The organism is Pseudomonas sp. Ors-4-3C (genome assembly GCF_055755035.1).
The window spans coordinates 5,169,113-5,183,923 of the sequence record NZ_CM146900.1; the positions used below are offsets into that span (position 1 = coordinate 5,169,113).

16 protein-coding genes are annotated in these 14,811 nt (G+C 60.5%); 5 read left to right on the forward strand and 11 right to left on the reverse strand.

Annotation, left to right across the window (positions count from 1 at the left end; genetic code table 11):
• Positions 1-19 precede the first annotated feature (19 nt).
• Positions 20-499 (reverse strand): RNA pyrophosphohydrolase, encoded by a 480-nt coding sequence (locus tag ACVHNU_RS23415; protein ID WP_003229203.1) that lies wholly within the window; start codon positions 497-499, stop codon positions 20-22.
• 143 nt (positions 500-642) lie between these two features.
• Between ACVHNU_RS23415 and ACVHNU_RS23420 the strand changes: the two genes are divergently transcribed.
• Positions 643-1,299, forward strand: a complete 657-nt coding sequence (locus ACVHNU_RS23420) for a histidinol-phosphatase (protein ID WP_103484318.1) — start codon at positions 643-645, stop codon at positions 1,297-1,299.
• 103 nt (positions 1,300-1,402) lie between these two features.
• Here ACVHNU_RS23420 and ACVHNU_RS23425 read toward each other — a convergent pair whose 3' ends face one another.
• Positions 1,403-1,828, reverse strand: a complete 426-nt coding sequence (locus ACVHNU_RS23425; protein ID WP_226500881.1) for a DUF2269 domain-containing protein — start codon at positions 1,826-1,828, stop codon at positions 1,403-1,405.
• Between the two features lie 39 nt (positions 1,829-1,867).
• Positions 1,868-3,382 (reverse strand): threonine ammonia-lyase, biosynthetic, encoded by a 1,515-nt coding sequence (gene ilvA, locus ACVHNU_RS23430; protein ID WP_473018389.1) that lies wholly within the window; start codon positions 3,380-3,382, stop codon positions 1,868-1,870.
• Positions 3,383-3,683: 301 nt separating this feature from the next.
• On the opposite strand from ilvA, the gene rpiA reads away from it, so the two are divergent.
• Complete coding sequence (gene rpiA / locus ACVHNU_RS23435) at positions 3,684-4,358, forward strand: ribose-5-phosphate isomerase RpiA (protein WP_007913886.1); 675 nt, start codon at positions 3,684-3,686, stop codon at positions 4,356-4,358.
• 148 nt (positions 4,359-4,506) lie between these two features.
• Here the strand turns inward: rpiA and ACVHNU_RS23440 are convergent, their stop codons facing one another.
• From ACVHNU_RS23440 to ACVHNU_RS23455, 4 genes are all read right to left on the reverse strand, one after another.
• Positions 4,507-5,424 (reverse strand): SdiA-regulated domain-containing protein, encoded by a 918-nt coding sequence (locus ACVHNU_RS23440; protein ID WP_473018390.1) that lies wholly within the window; start codon positions 5,422-5,424, stop codon positions 4,507-4,509.
• 190 nt (positions 5,425-5,614) lie between these two features.
• Positions 5,615-6,538 carry an SdiA-regulated domain-containing protein gene (locus ACVHNU_RS23445; RefSeq protein ID WP_473018391.1) on the reverse strand — a complete coding sequence of 308 codons (924 nt, stop codon included), beginning with the start codon at positions 6,536-6,538 and terminating at the stop codon, positions 5,615-5,617.
• A gap of 300 nt (positions 6,539-6,838) precedes the next feature.
• On the reverse strand, positions 6,839-7,504 hold the full coding sequence (locus ACVHNU_RS23450) for a fumarylacetoacetate hydrolase family protein (RefSeq protein WP_003229216.1): 666 nt from the start codon (positions 7,502-7,504) through the stop codon (positions 6,839-6,841).
• Positions 7,505-7,543: 39 nt separating this feature from the next.
• Positions 7,544-8,938 (reverse strand): FAD-binding oxidoreductase, encoded by a 1,395-nt coding sequence (locus ACVHNU_RS23455; protein WP_027610529.1) that lies wholly within the window; start codon positions 8,936-8,938, stop codon positions 7,544-7,546.
• Between the two features lie 204 nt (positions 8,939-9,142).
• On the opposite strand from ACVHNU_RS23455, the gene serA reads away from it, so the two are divergent.
• Positions 9,143-10,372, forward strand: a complete 1,230-nt coding sequence (gene serA / locus ACVHNU_RS23460; protein WP_003229219.1) for a phosphoglycerate dehydrogenase — start codon at positions 9,143-9,145, stop codon at positions 10,370-10,372.
• 63 nt (positions 10,373-10,435) lie between these two features.
• On the opposite strand, the gene ACVHNU_RS23465 is transcribed toward serA, so the two are convergent.
• Positions 10,436-10,861, reverse strand: a complete 426-nt coding sequence (locus ACVHNU_RS23465) for a DUF4399 domain-containing protein (RefSeq protein WP_103521541.1) — start codon at positions 10,859-10,861, stop codon at positions 10,436-10,438.
• Between the two features lie 135 nt (positions 10,862-10,996).
• Between ACVHNU_RS23465 and ACVHNU_RS23470 the strand changes: the two genes are divergently transcribed.
• Entirely contained in the window at positions 10,997-11,563 is a 567-nt protein-coding gene (locus ACVHNU_RS23470; RefSeq protein ID WP_473018392.1) for a transporter substrate-binding domain-containing protein, read from the forward strand.
• Between the two features lie 121 nt (positions 11,564-11,684).
• Here the strand turns inward: ACVHNU_RS23470 and ACVHNU_RS23475 are convergent, their stop codons facing one another.
• Together ACVHNU_RS23475 and ACVHNU_RS23480 are read right to left on the reverse strand one after the other, a co-directional pair.
• A complete protein-coding gene (locus tag ACVHNU_RS23475; RefSeq protein WP_473018393.1) occupies positions 11,685-12,170 on the reverse strand; it encodes a 2-thiouracil desulfurase family protein in 486 nt (161 codons plus the stop codon).
• A 1-nt stretch (position 12,171) separates the two neighbouring features.
• Positions 12,172-12,804, reverse strand: coding sequence for a 2OG-Fe(II) oxygenase (locus ACVHNU_RS23480; RefSeq protein WP_473018394.1), 633 nt, complete (start codon positions 12,802-12,804; stop codon positions 12,172-12,174).
• Positions 12,805-12,912: 108 nt separating this feature from the next.
• Between ACVHNU_RS23480 and ACVHNU_RS23485 the strand changes: the two genes are divergently transcribed.
• Complete coding sequence (locus ACVHNU_RS23485) at positions 12,913-13,665, forward strand: DUF2059 domain-containing protein (RefSeq protein WP_150370131.1); 753 nt, start codon at positions 12,913-12,915, stop codon at positions 13,663-13,665.
• Positions 13,666-13,768: 103 nt separating this feature from the next.
• Here the strand turns inward: ACVHNU_RS23485 and bipL are convergent, their stop codons facing one another.
• The gene (gene bipL / locus ACVHNU_RS23490; protein WP_103522202.1) at positions 13,769-14,716 is read right to left on the reverse strand and encodes a phospholipase BipL; all 948 of its coding nucleotides are present in this window, start codon (positions 14,714-14,716) and stop codon (positions 13,769-13,771) included.
• Between the last annotated feature and the right edge of the window lie 95 nt (positions 14,717-14,811).

A 14,811-nucleotide genomic window follows, 5' to 3' on the forward strand; every position in this document is an offset into this window, starting at 1 on the left:
TCGGGGTCGAACTCCGTCGTCAGTCGCGCGCTAAAAGGCGCGGGGCAAGCTCTTTGAGGGCGCGTCGATACACCTCGCGCTTGAATGTCACCACCTGGCCCAACGGATACCAATAACTGACCCAGCGCCAGCCATCGAACTCCGGTTTACCGGTCAAATCCATCCGCACCCGCTGCTCGTTGGAGATCAGGCGCAGGAGAAACCATTTCTGTTTCTGGCCGATGCACAGCGGTTGGCTGTGGGTACGCACCAGACGTTGCGGCAAACGATAGCGCAACCAGCCACGAGTACAGGCCAGTATTTCAACATCTTCACGTTCCAGGCCAACTTCTTCGTTCAGCTCGCGGTACAAGGCGTCCTCCGGCGTCTCCTCGGGGTTGATTCCCCCTTGTGGAAACTGCCAGGCATCTTGATTGATACGGCGAGCCCATAGCACCTGGCCGGCGTCATTCGTCAGAATGATCCCGACATTGGGGCGGAAACCATCGGGGTCGATCACGGCAACAACCTCGCAAACGCATGTCGCCGCATTGTTCCACAAAGCTTGATAAGGCGGCAACGAAGGTTCCTACCTTATGTGCACTCTTGTGAAAAGACCGTATTCTTGTCGCCTTTTTACTGACTTTTCAGCGGGTAACTGCAATGCGCCTGGCTCTATTCGATTTGGACAACACCCTTCTGGGCGGCGACAGCGATCACGCCTGGGGCGACTATCTGTGCGAACGCGGCTTCCTCGACCCGGTGGCGTACAAGACGCGCAACGACGAGTTCTATCAGGATTACCTGGCCGGCAAGCTGGATAACGCCGCGTACCTGAACTTCTGCCTGGAAATCCTCGGCCGCACCGAAATGGCCGTGCTCGAACAGTGGCACAACGACTACATGCGCGACTGCATCGAGCCGATCGTGCTGCCCAAGGCGCTGGAACTGCTGAAACAGCACCGCGACGCCGGTGACAAACTGGTGATCATCACCGCCACCAACCGCTTCGTCACCGCCCCGATTGCCGTGCGCCTGGGCGTTGAAACCCTGATTGCCACCGAGTGCGAGATGGTCGATGGCCGCTACACCGGGCGCAGCACCGACATTCCGTGCTTCCGTGAGGGCAAGGTGACACGCCTGAATCGATGGCTCGAAGAAACCGGGTATTCGCTGGATGACAGCTATTTCTATAGCGATTCGATGAATGATTTGCCGCTGCTGGAGCAGGTGGCGAACCCCGTTGCTGTAGATCCGGATCCGAATCTGCGCGCTGAAGCCGAGAAGCGTGGCTGGCCGGTGATTTCGTTGCGCGACTGATATCGCTATCGCGAGCAGGCTCACTCCCACATTTTATCTGTGTCGTTCACAAATCCCTGTGGGAGCGAGCCTGCTCGCGAATGGGGCAACGCGGTGTGAAGCCTTAAACAGGCTTGGCGCCCATCAACCCGGCAATGGCGATAAAGCAGACGAAACTGAACAACGCCAAGGCAAAGGTGAACTTGCCAACGCCACCCGGTGCCTTGCGCAACCGATTCAACCGCACCAGCAACCAGAACCACGCCAGTGCCGCCACGGTGTACAGCACGCTGGAGGCCAACAACCAGGTTTGTCCCAGCGGCCAGCCGACCAGATGCACCATGCCCCAGCCAGTGAACGGCATGCTCAACAGCGCCAGGCCCATCAACAACCAGATGAACACCCGTGGCCGTTGCAAGGTGCGGCTGCCCGCCGTGGCATCACCTTTGCGCCGCGCCAGAAAAACCCAGATTCCCAGACCCAGCGCACTGGCCAGCAACACCACGGTGGCGACCATGTGCGCGGTTTTCAGGGCAGTTAACGTTTCCATTGTTCGATTTCCTTATGGCCTGCCCATCAGCGTAGCCGCTCAGCCAAGAAACAGCTGATAGGCCGGGTTTTCACTTTCATCCCAATACGGGTAGCCGATTTCCTCAAGCGCCGCCGGCACCAGATGACGCTCGTCATGCGGTACTTGCAGGCCCGCGACCACCCGGCCGTCCGCCGCGCCGTGGTTACGGTAGTGGAACATCGAGATGTTCCAGCGCCCGCCGAGTTTGTTGAGGAAGTTGAACAGCGCGCCAGGGCGCTCCGGGAATTCGAAGCGAAACACCACTTCGTCGATGACGTGCGCCGCGTGGCCGCCGACCATGTGGCGAATGTGCAACTTGGCCAGCTCATTGTCGGTCAGATCGAGCACCGGGAACCCCTGCCCGGTCAGGCTCGCCAGAAGTGCACTGCGCGGGTCGTTTTCCGGGTGAGTCTGCACGCCAACGAAGATGTGCGCTTCGCTGCCGGTGTTGTAGCGGTAGTTGAATTCGGTGATCTGGCGCTTGCCGATGGCTTCGCAGAAGGCCTTGAAGCTGCCGGCCTGTTCCGGGATGGTCACGGCGATGATCGCTTCGCGGCCCTCGCCCAGCTCGGCGCGTTCGGCAACATGGCGCAAACGGTCGAAGTTGACGTTGGCCCCGGAGTCGATGGCGACTAAGGTCTGGCCGCTAACGCCGCGCAACTCGACGTACTTCTTGATCCCGGCCACACCCAAGGCGCCGGCAGGTTCGGTGATCGAGCGGGTATCGTCGTAGATATCCTTGATCGCCGCGCAGATCTCGTCGGTGCTGACGGTGATCACTTCGTCGACGTAATCCTTGCAGATGTCGAAGGTGTGCTGGCCGATCTGCGCCACCGCCACGCCGTCGGCGAAGATGCCCACGGTCGGCAGCACCACGCGCTCGCCGGCGGCCATGGCCGCTTGCAGGCAGTTGGAGTCGTCCGGCTCGACGCCGATGACCTTGATGTCCGGACGCAGGTATTTCACGTACGCCGCGATGCCAGCGATCAGCCCGCCGCCGCCGACCGGCACGAAAATCGCGTCCAGCGGTTGCGGGTGCTGGCGCAAAATTTCCATCGCCACGGTGCCCTGCCCGGCAATGGTGTGCGGATCATCGTACGGGTGAATGTAAACGTAGCCCTTTTCATCGACCAGTTTCAGCGAGTAGGCCAGGGCTTCCGGGAAGGAATCGCCGTGCAGCACCACTTTGCCGCCGCGCGAACGCACGCCTTCGACCTTGATCTCCGGGGTCGTCTTGGGCATCACGATGGTCGCTTTCACGCCCAGCACTTTCGCCGCCAGCGCCAGACCCTGCGCATGGTTGCCCGCCGACGCGGTGACCACGCCACGGGCGCGCTCTTCGTCAGACAGCTGGGTCAACTTGTTGTACGCGCCGCGAATCTTGAACGAGAACACCGGCTGCAAGTCTTCGCGCTTGAGCCAGATGTCATTGCCCAGCCGCTCGGAGAGCTGGCGAGCGTTCTGCAGCGGGGTTTCTACGGCAACGTCATAAACGCGCGAGGTGAGGATCTTTTTGACGTACTGTTCGAGCATCGGAAAGCATCACTGAGCGGTTGGGCAGGGCCAAGGAGTCTAACCCGGCTTTTGCCCGGGCGACCACACTGAACAGGGGGTTTTAGGGTGTGGAGAACTATTGTGGCGAGGGAGCTTGCTCCCGCTCGGCTGCGCAGCAGTCGTAAATCAGAACATTCGATTTGTCTGAAAGAATGCAAAGGACCGCTTCGCGCTCCAGCGGGAGCAAGCTCCCTCGCCACAGGGGTGTTTCCCCCTTCACCACCGCGAGGCCTATAATGCCGGCCTTTCCGCACTCACCTTGCCCGCTTCCGGAGCCCGCATGACCCAGGATCAACTCAAACAGGCAGTGGCTCAGGCCGCCGTCGACTTCATCCTTCCGAAACTCGACGACAAGAGCATCGTCGGGGTCGGCACCGGCTCCACCGCCAACTGCTTCATCGACGCACTGGCCCAGCACAAGGGCGCGTTCGATGGCGCGGTCGCCAGCTCCGAAGCCACTGCGGCGCGCCTCAAGGGCCACGGAATTCCGGTGTATGAGCTGAACACCGTGAGCGACCTGGAGTTCTACGTTGACGGCGCCGATGAGAGCGACGCGCACCTGAACCTGATCAAGGGCGGCGGCGCCGCCCTGACCCGCGAGAAGATCGTCGCGGCCGTGGCCAAGACCTTCATCTGCATCGCCGACGCCAGCAAACTGGTGCCGGTGCTGGGCGAATTCCCGCTGCCGGTCGAAGTGATCCCGATGGCCCGCAGCCACGTGGCCCGTCAACTGGTGAAACTGGGCGGCGACCCGGTGTACCGCGAAGGTGTGCTGACCGACAACGGCAACATCATCCTCGACGTGTTCAACCTGCAGATCACCAACCCGGTGGAGCTGGAAGCGCAGATCAACGCGATCGTCGGCGTGGTCACCAACGGTCTGTTCGCGGCGCGGCCGGCGGATCTGCTGTTGCTGGGCACCAGCGAAGGGGTGAAGACGCTGAAGGCTGAGTAAGCCCGGCCGCCCCATTCTTAGGGTAATTGCATCACCCCCTGTGGGAGCGGGCTTGCTCGCGAATGCGGTGTGTCAGATACATTAATTTGTCTGATACACCGCATTCGCGAGCAAGCCCGCTCCCACATTTGGTTTTTTGGGGTGTCAGTCAGTTTTGCGCAGGTTTCTTGAAGACGTAAAACAAGTTCGGTTCACTCACCAGATACAACGTCCCATCGTCATCCATCGCAATGCCTTCGGCCTGCGGTACGCTCTTCTGTAAACCCTGCCGTCCCTTGTTCAGTGACAGTGTGCTCAACGGCCGCCCGTCCACATCCAGCTCCAGAATCAGCCCCGACTCGTCGGACAGCGCCAGCAAATGGCCGCTGCGCTCGTCGTATTGCAGGCTCGACAGATCGCGCACGAACATCCCGGCATCGCGCTTGGGGTTGTTGATCACGTGCACCGCGTAGGACTTTTCCGGATTGAAGTGCGGAAATCCGTGCACTTCATAAATCAGCATCGGATCGCGCTCCTTGGCGACGAACAGGCGCTTGCCCACCGAGTCATACGCCAGGCCTTCGAAGCCCTTGTTGCCACTCATGTGTACGCCGAGGGTCATTTGTTCGGCGTCCGCCGCATCGAGGAAGGTCGTGCCCTGCTCCAGATGGACCTTGATCAGCCGTTGCTGACGCTCGTCGGTGATCACATAGGTGTCGGCGCTGATGAACTCCACCGCTTCCGCATCGCCGAAACCGATCAGCGCGATGCGCCGCAGGATCTTGCCTTCAAGCGACAACTCGACCAGTTCGGCATTCTTGTTGGTCACGGTGAACAGGCTCTTGCGCACCGGATCGTAGGTCAGCGCCGAAACATCGTCGTTCAGCCCTTCGATGACCCGAGCTTCGACCTCGACCCGGTATTGACCCAGACCAATGGCCTCGCTGCTCAACGGCTGCCACAAGGTATGCAGATTGAACCAGGCGCGCTCGAACAGGCGCAGGTATTGGCCGATCGCAATCAACGCGATCAGGGCAACAACCGACAGGATGACGATCAGGGGTTTGGGACGGGCAAGTCGACGCATTCGGGCAGGCTCGGGATCAAAACAGGCGGATGAAATATCACGCCTGTCTGAACTGAAGCTTAATGGCCACTTGCCCTTGCCCACAACAGAACCGTGTAGGAGCTGCCGAAGGCTGCGATCTTTTGATCTTGAAAAACAAAATCAAAAGATCGCAGCCTGCGGCAGCTCCTACAGGGAGAGGTTCAGGCTGCTACTTCTGCTTTTCAAAGCGATAGAACAGGTTCGGCTCACTGACCATGTACAGCGTACCGGCGTCGTCCATGGTCACGCCTTCGGCACGGGGAATGGTGTTCTTCAATCCGTTGAAGCCGCCGAGCAGGGTCATGAAGCTGACTTGCTCGCCCTTCTCGTCCAGCTCCAGCAACAGGTGCGAATCGGCGGACAGCACCAGGGTGTGGCCGGTACGCGGGTCGATGGCCAGTGCCGAGAGGTTGCGGATATCCAGTTCATCATTGGCCAGCTTCTGCTTGTCGCCCTTGAGGATCTGGCTGCCGTCGCTTTTCCAGGTGAACAGCGCCGGCGGCCGTTCTTCGCCCAGCAGCAACTGCTGGTTGCGCGGATCCCAGGTGATTGCCTCGAACGCCTTGTTCTGGTTTTTCGACGGACCGAGATCGTATTTCGGGAAGTCGGCGATATTCAGCTCGCGGGTATTGGCATCGACCTTGACGATAGTCAGCAGGTGCTCGCGCTCGTCGACAATCGCCATCAGGCCATTTTCCATCACGGTCACGCCTTCCGGATTGATCCAGCCCACCAGTGGCATCTTGCGCAGCACATCACCCTGCAAGCTCAGTTCGACCAGGAACGGGTTCTTGCCCATCACCGAAAACAGGGTTTTGGTCTGCGGGTTGTAGGACAGGTCCGAGGCCTCGTCCTTTTCCATGCCCGGCAGCAGCTTGCCGTCGATGACCGCCCGATAATCCGGCAACCAGATGCTTGCCTTCTGCTCGGCCTGGCTCTCAAAACGTTCGCGCAGCCACAGCAGGCCACGGTCGTCCCAATGCATGATGTGCGCCAGGCCATAAACGGCGGCGAGCACCAGCAATAGCCAGACATACCAGCGCAGGGCAAAACGTGAGCGACGGGAAGTTTTGAGCTGAGTTTGAGCTGACATCAGGGACGCGTTCCGAAAATTCAGGCTATGGGTAATAGCACAAAGAGGCCGGCTCAGACGCCAGAATGAGAGGAATTATCCGGACAGGATGTGAAAAAAACGGCAAATGACGGGATTGTCGTGCGGCTTTGCGAGCCGCGACACAGAGCCAATGCAGGAGCGGGCACTTGTGGCGAGGGAGCTTGCTCCCGCTGGGGCGCGAAGCGACCCTGCTTTTCACTTCAAAAAGCAGGGGCCTGCTGCGCAGTCCAGCGGGAGCAAGCTCCCTCGCCACAGTTGCTGTGTATCGAATGCGTTCGGTCAGCGCACGCTGCTGCTGAAGCGGCTCGCGCCAACCAGTTCCAGGACGATGTCGTCACCGACATTCAGCGGGCCGACGCCCACTGGCGTGCCGGTGAGGATTACGTCGCCGGCCTGCAGCGAGAAGCAGCCGGCCATGTGCTGGATCATCGGCACGATCGGGTTGAGCATCGCGCTGCTGTTGCCGTCCTGGCGTACTTCGCCGTTGATGGTCAGGCGGATGCCGATGTCGGTCAGGTCGGCGAAGGTGCTGCCGACCACGAACGGGGCAATCACCGCCGCGCCGTCGAACGACTTGGCGATTTCCCATGGCAAGCCCTTGGACTTGAGCTCGGCCTGCTTGTCACGCAGGGTCAGGTCCAGCGCCGGGGCGAACCCGGAGATCGCGTCGAGCACTTCTTCACGGCTCGGCTTGGTCGACAGTGGCTTGCCGATCAACACGGCGATTTCCGCTTCGTAGTGCACCGAGCCGCGCTCGGTCGGAATGCTGAAGCCGCCTTCCAGCGGCACCACGCAACTGCCCGGCTTGATGAACAGCAGCGGCTCGGTAGGCACCGGGTTGTCCAGCTCCTTGGCGTGTTCGGCGTAATTACGGCCAATGCACACGACTTTCCCGATCGGGAAGTGAATGCGCGTGCCGTCGACATACTGGTGCTGATAGCTCATTTACCGACTCCTGCCTTCATTGATTCAGGGGATTGCCAATCAAACCGCGAAAATCTTGCCCGGGTTCATGATGCCGTTCGGGTCGAACACCGCTTTGACCGCTTTCATGTACTCGATTTCGACCGGAGAGCGGCTGTACGTCAAGTAGTCGCGCTTGGTCATGCCCACGCCGTGTTCGGCGGAGATCGAACCGTTGTACTTCTCGACGGTTTCGAACACCCACTTGTTGACGGTGGCGCACTTGGCGAAAAACTCGTCCTTGCTCAGGTTATCCGGCTTGAGAATGTTCAGGTGCAAGTTACCGTCGCCGATATGGCCGAACCAGACGATTTCGAAATCCGGGTAGTATTCGCCGACGATCGCGTCGATTTCCTGCAGGAATGCCGGCACTTTCGACACGGTGACCGAGATGTCGTTCTTGTACGGCGTCCAGTGCGAGATCGTCTCGGAGATGTACTCGCGCAGCTTCCACAGATTCTGCAGCTGGGTTTCGCTCTGGCTCATCACACCGTCCAGCACCCAGCCTTGCTCGACGCAGTGTTCGAAGGTTTCCAGCGCCGTGTTGGCCACTGCTTCGCTGGTCGCTTCGAATTCCAGCAGCGCGTAGAACGGGCAGTCGGTTTCGAACGGCGCCGGTACGTCGCCACGCCCCAGCACTTTGGCCAATGCCTTGTCGGAGAAGAATTCGAACGCGGTCAGATCAAGCTTGCCCTGGAAGGCGTGGAGCACCGGCATGATCGAGTCGAAGTCGGCGGTGCCGAGCACCATGGCGGTCAGGTTTTTCGGCGCGCGATCCAGACGCATGGTCGCTTCGACCACAAAGCCGAGGGTGCCTTCGGCGCCAATGAACAACTGGCGCAGGTCGTAACCGGTAGCGTTCTTGATCAGGTCCTTGTTCAGCTCCAGCACATCGCCCTTGCCGGTGACCACTTTCAGGCCGGCGACCCAGTTACGGGTCATGCCGTAACGAATCACCTTGATCCCGCCGGCATTGGTGCCGATATTGCCGCCAATCTGGCTGGAACCGGCCGAAGCGAAGTCCACCGGGTAGTACAGGCCGTTTTCTTCGGCGACGTTCTGCAGGTGCTCGGTGACCACGCCCGGCTGACACACGGCGGTGCGATCGGTGAGGTTCACGTCGAGAATCTGGTTCATGTAGTCGAACGACACCACCACTTCGCCATTCGCGGCCACGGCGGCGGCGGACAGCCCGGTGCGCCCGCCCGACGGCACCAGCGCCACTTTATGGGTGTTGGCCCAGCGGACGATGGCCTGCACCTGCTCGATGGTCTTGGGGAACACGATGGCGCTCGGCGCGGGGGCGAAGTGCTTGGTCCAATCCTTGCCGTACGCGTTCAGGGAGTCGGCGTCGGTCAGGACCTTGCCAGGCTCGACCAGGGTCTTCAGTTCATCAATCAGGGCAGGATTGGTCATCGACAGAACTCTCGAACAATTCATGGTCATCCTGAAGACGCTTCACGTCGCAGGAATGAGTGTTTAGCGGGGTGGCTATGCTAGCATACCGACCCCGCAGGCCAGTGCCCAAGGCCAGTTCTGCGGTGACGGCTTTCTTGTCGTCCAGGTCAATGTCTGTTGACCATTTCCTGCCATTTTTCTCCGGGATACAGGTTTACGCAGATGAGCAAGACTTCTCTCGATAAGAGCAAGATCAAGTTCCTTCTTCTCGAAGGCGTCCACCAATCGGCTGTCGACGTCCTCAAGGCGGCGGGCTACACCAGCATCGAATACCTGACAGGCTCCTTGCCGGAAGCCGAGCTCAAGGAAAAGATCGCTGATGCTCACTTCATCGGCATTCGTTCGCGCACCCAACTGACCGAAGAGATCTTCGATCACGCGAAGAAGCTGGTCGCGGTCGGCTGTTTCTGCATCGGCACCAACCAGGTTGACCTGAGTGCTGCCCGCGAGCGCGGCATCGCCGTGTTCAACGCGCCGTACTCCAACACCCGCTCCGTCGCGGAACTGGTGCTGGCCGAAGCGATCCTGCTGCTGCGCGGCATCCCGGAGAAAAACGCTTCATGCCACCGTGGCGGCTGGATCAAATCCGCAGCCAACTCCTTCGAGATCCGTGGCAAGAAACTCGGCATCGTCGGCTACGGCTCGATCGGTACGCAGCTGTCGGTTCTGGCTGAAGGTCTGGGCATGCAGGTGTTCTTCTACGACACCGTGACCAAGCTGCCGCTGGGCAACGCCACTCAGGTCGGCAACCTGCACGAACTGCTGGGCATGTCCGACATCGTCACCCTGCACGTTCCGGAAACCGCTGCGACCCAGTGGATGATCGGCGAGAAGGAAATCCGCGCCATCAAGAAGGGCGGCATCCTGATCAACGCCGCGCGCGGCACCGTGGTCGAGCTGGACGCCCTGGCGGACGCGATCAAGGACAAGCATCTGATCGGCGCGGCCATCGACGTATTCCCGGTGGAGCCTCGCTCCAACGACGAAGAGTTCGAAAGCCCGCTGCGTGGCCTGGACAACGTGATCCTGACCCCGCACATCGGTGGCTCGACTGCCGAAGCGCAGGCCAACATCGGTCTGGAAGTGGCGGAAAAACTGGTCAAGTACAGCGACAACGGTACGTCCGTTTCGTCGGTGAACTTCCCGGAAGTGGCCCTGCCGGCTCACCCTGGCAAGCACCGTCTGCTGCACATCCACGAGAACATCCCGGGTGTGATGAGCGAGATCAACAAGGTCTTCGCCGAAAACGGTATCAACATCTCCGGTCAGTTCCTGCAGACCAACGAGAAAGTCGGTTACGTGGTAATCGACGTCGACGCCGAGTACTCGGAGCTGGCGCAAGAGAAGCTGCAACACGTCAACGGCACCATCCGTAGCCGCGTGTTGTTCTGATTCCGCGCTGAGCCACAAAAAAGGGAGCTCCTCGGAGCTCCCTTTTTCATGCCTGCGGAAAAGTCATTTCACCGTCACGGTGATCTTTTCCGAAACGATTGGCGGATCGAAGGCCATGTGGCCCTTGTCGCCCAGTTCCAGTTGCAAGGTGTGCTTGCCTGGGGTCAGCGTCAGTTCGGTTTCGGTCTGCGCCTTGCCGAAGTGGATGTGGTTGGCATCTGCCGGAATCACCGCGCCCGCCGGGATGATGTCCTTGGCATCGACCAGCAGGTGATGGTGGCCGGTGTTCGCGGTCGGATCGCCTGCCGGCGCCAGTGCGATGCCTTTGACTTCAAACTTGACCTTGAATGTCTTGTCGACAACGGCGCCACTGCTTGGCTCGACGATACTCACTGAAGCGCCCGCCGGCGCCTCTGTGGCGGCGCTGGCCATCATCGAAGCACCCAACAGAAGGCCAGCCAGCGCTGCACGTGACATGAATGTATTCATTCTCTTCTCCAGTTTTTTCGTAAAATCCGCGCGGTCATGACAACTTCATGACCATTCGTTGTCGAAGGCACTCGACAACCATAGCAAAGCGAGCCTGACTCAGAGCATCGCGATAATGATTTCAAAGGAGTGACCATGCGTTTTCTGCCTGGCCTGATCTGCCTGCTACCCCTTCTGAGCCCGCTGGCTCACGCCGAACTGATTGATGACGTCAACGACCGTGGCGAGTTGCGCATAGCCCTTGAGGCTAATACACCGCCCTTCAATTTCAAGGACGGCGACACACTCAAGGGATTCGAGGTCGAGCTTGGGCAACTGCTGGCCAACGAGCTGGATGTACGCGCCGACTTCATCGTCACCGACGATGCCGACCTGCTTCAGGGCGTTGAAAGCGGCAAGTACGACGTTGCGCTCAATCACATAGCACTGACACCTGAACTCAAGGATCGTTTCGACTTCAGCGAGTCTTACGGCAAGGTCGACTCGCAGCTATGGGCGAAGAAGGATGAGCAGCCACGGCCGATGGTGCTGGTACAGGCGCTGACCGAGGAAAAGCCGAAGGCGACCCCGGTGGAGCTGGCGATTCCGTTTCAGAAGGGCAACCCGGCGTTTCAGGCGAGCCTTGCGGGTGCGTTGCAGCGGATCAAGGCGGATGGGCGGTTGGCGGCGTTGTCCGAGAAGTGGTTCAGCGAGCCCAAATGAACACTTAAACCCTGTGGGAGGGGGCTTGCTCCCGAAGGCGTCGTGTCAGGCAATACACAGGTTGGATGACCCGCCGCTTTCGCGAGCAAGCCCGCTCCCACATGGGTTTTGTGGGTGGCTTTCAGTCGAGTTGGGTCAGGGCGATTGCGGCCTCAGGCAGTTCGAGCTCACTGAACACCTGAACCCCGTGGCGTTTGAGCAGCGCCGCCGTAACGCCTTCTCCCGAGACCTTCACCCCACTGAACGTCCCGTCATAGGTCAGCAAATTCCCGCAGGAAGGACTGTTGGCCTTGAGTACCGCAATGCGGATGTCATGCTTTTGCACCAGCTCCAGCGCTTGCCGCGCACCATCGAGAAACTGCGCGCTGACGTCCTCGCCCTCGCTGGTGATCACCGCCGCCTGGCCATCGAGCACTTCCGCGCCCTGCCCACCCGGGATCTCCGCCGCTGCCCGCGGGGTTGGCAAACCGCCAGCTACTTCCGGACACAGCGGTACCACGCGGCCCTCGGCGATCCACTGTTCGAGCAAATCGAACGGCCCGCTGGCCCCGCCGTCGTAACGCACGCGGTGGCCCAACAGGCAGCGGCTGACCAGAATCTTCTGCATGTCAGAACGGCTCGTTGCCACGGCGACGGAACCAGCCGGTCAGCGACAGGCGTTCGCGGTGCGCCGGCAGCACTTCATGCGGCACCTCGCTGGAGAGGAACACCACCAGACAGCCGCCGGTGGGTTGCACGTCGTGGACGCGCTCATCGTCCAGGTACATGCGCAGCTGACCGCCGTCTTCCGGCAACCACGCGTCATTGAGGTAGACCACCGCCGAAACCATGCGCCGGTCATCGTCGCGAAAACGGTCGACGTGCTTGCGGTAAAACGCGCCCGGCGGATAGAGGGCGAAATGACATTCGAAATCCTCAAGCCCAAGGAACAGCCCACGATTGAGCGCCTCGCGCAGACTGTCCATCAGGCTCAGATAACGGTCGCTGGCCTCGGCCTGGCCCGGGTCGATCCACTGGATGTGGTCGCCGCGAATGCCCTCGCGAATCTCCGAAAACGGCCCACGGCCTACCCCCGCCGGCGCCAGCTCACCCTCGGCCTCACGTTTGCGGCACTCGGCCGCCAGCTCACGGGTCAAACCCGCGGGCAGGAAAATGTTCTGCTGCGACCAGCCATGTTCGGCCAGGTCGTCGACGATACGTAACAGCAGCGGGTGTTCAGAGGATATTTGCATGGCGCGCATAGTATGCCGGCGGCAAGAAATCCGACAGAGCCACGCAGCGGCTTGCTACGAATTCTCGACAAGTCCCGGCACCGCACGGAGAATAGTCCGCTGCTGACAGGAGTCCCTATGCGCCGTTTGCTTTTTTCACTGTTGATGTTCTGCGTTTTGCCCGCCTGGGCGGACGGCCACGATCAGCTGTACAAGATCGCCGGCTGGCCAGATCAACGTGCGCATTTCAATGATGCCCTGAGTGCCGCGCAGCAGCGCTACCAGAACAACCTGCCGCCAGCGGTGTTTCAAGCCCTGGTCAACAACAGCAACCAGCGCTTCGCCCCCCAGGCCATGGATCAGCGTGCCGAAGCGCAACTGCGCCAGCACCTTGCCGATCCACAACCGGCGCTGACGTTCTTTCAATCGCCGCTAGGCAAAAAAATCGTCGCCGCTGAATTGCTCGCCACCCGTCGCGATCAACTGGCGAAGAACGCCAAGGGCTTGCCGAAAATGCAGGCCAGTGACAGCCGTCTGTTGATCATCGGCCATCTGGCCCAGGCCCTGCCCGCCCGCGAGGCCGGCGCCGAAGTCAGCCTGGCGATTGCCGGGGTAGCGGCGGACAGTTTGAGTTCGATGATTCCCGGCCTGCTTGGCGGCGGTCAGGCACAGGGCATGCTGAACGGTCAGCGCCAGCGCCTGATGGAGCAGATCGGCGCCGACTTGAACAACACGCTGCTCTACGTTTATCGCGATCTGTCGGATGACGAACTGGAGCAGTTCGCGACCTTCGCCGAGTCCAGCGAGGGCAAGGCGTATTACCAGGCGGCGCTGGCGGCGATTCGGGCGGGGTTGGCGGTGGGGCAAAGCTCCTCGAACCTCAGCCAGTGATCTTCATCGCCTGACCGGCCGCCTTCGCGAGCAAGCCCGCTCCCACAGGTGATCGCGGTCTCCTGTGGGAGCGGGCTTGCTCGCGAAGAGGCCCTTACAAACACTACAAATTTCTGCCCCTGATCCGCTTGTTCAGAAACTCGAAATACTCCTCGCGCATTTCCAGCGTCTCATTCGCCAGATGATGCCGCGCCTCCGGCAGCAACAGAATCTGCGGCCGATCGAACTTCCACTTCAGCACCTGCAAGTTGTGCTGCCAGTCCACGGTCATGTCCGCCTGCCCCTGAATGATCAGCGGCCGTCGCGGACTTTTTTTCGCGTGTTCCACACGGATGATCCAGCGCGACAGCGCACCGACCCACGCCGTCGGCAAGCGTTTGGGCTGCAACGGATCGGTCTGCAGAAACGGCAGGAAATCCGGGTCGTTGGAGTTCTCGCTGAAGCGCCGGGTGACGCCCCGCACGAAAGGCCTCAGCAAGTAATAACTGAGCTGCGACCAGCCCCAGGCGCGCGGACGCACCAGCGGCGCCAGCAGAATCAACTGGCCCTGCGCCGGACTGTTCTCGCCATGGTTGAGCACATGATCGACGACGATCGCGCCGCCAGTGCTTTGTCCGCACAGGTGCCAGGGTTGCGGCAGGGCAATCGAACTGGCTTCGGCGAACAACGCCTGCAACGTGTCCTGATATTCGGAGAAGTCGCGGATGCTCGCCCGCGGCCCACTCGACAAACCATGGCCCGGCAAGTCGCAGGCGATGACGGCAAAATCCTGATCCAGCGCCCACTCGATCACATGCCGATACAGCCCGGTGTGATCGTAAAAACCGTGCAGCAGAAACAGCGTGCCCTTGACCTTCTCCGGCCACCAGCAATGGCTGACCAGCTCATAACCGTCCACCTCGAACCGGCCCATGCCGCGCCAGACATCGCGCTCGGGAAAGTCGGTTTTATAGAACTGCTGATACGCCTTGGCCTCGTCCGACAACGGCTGCCACTGGGCCAAAGGCTTGAGGCTGGCGCGTAAATGATCGGCATCGAAAGTGTCAGGCATGCGGGTATTCCAGAGCGGTAAACAGACTTTATCGGCCTGCGATATTCATCTGTTGCGGCAAGCATGGCAAGCTAGCCCACCTCTTCGGGAACGAA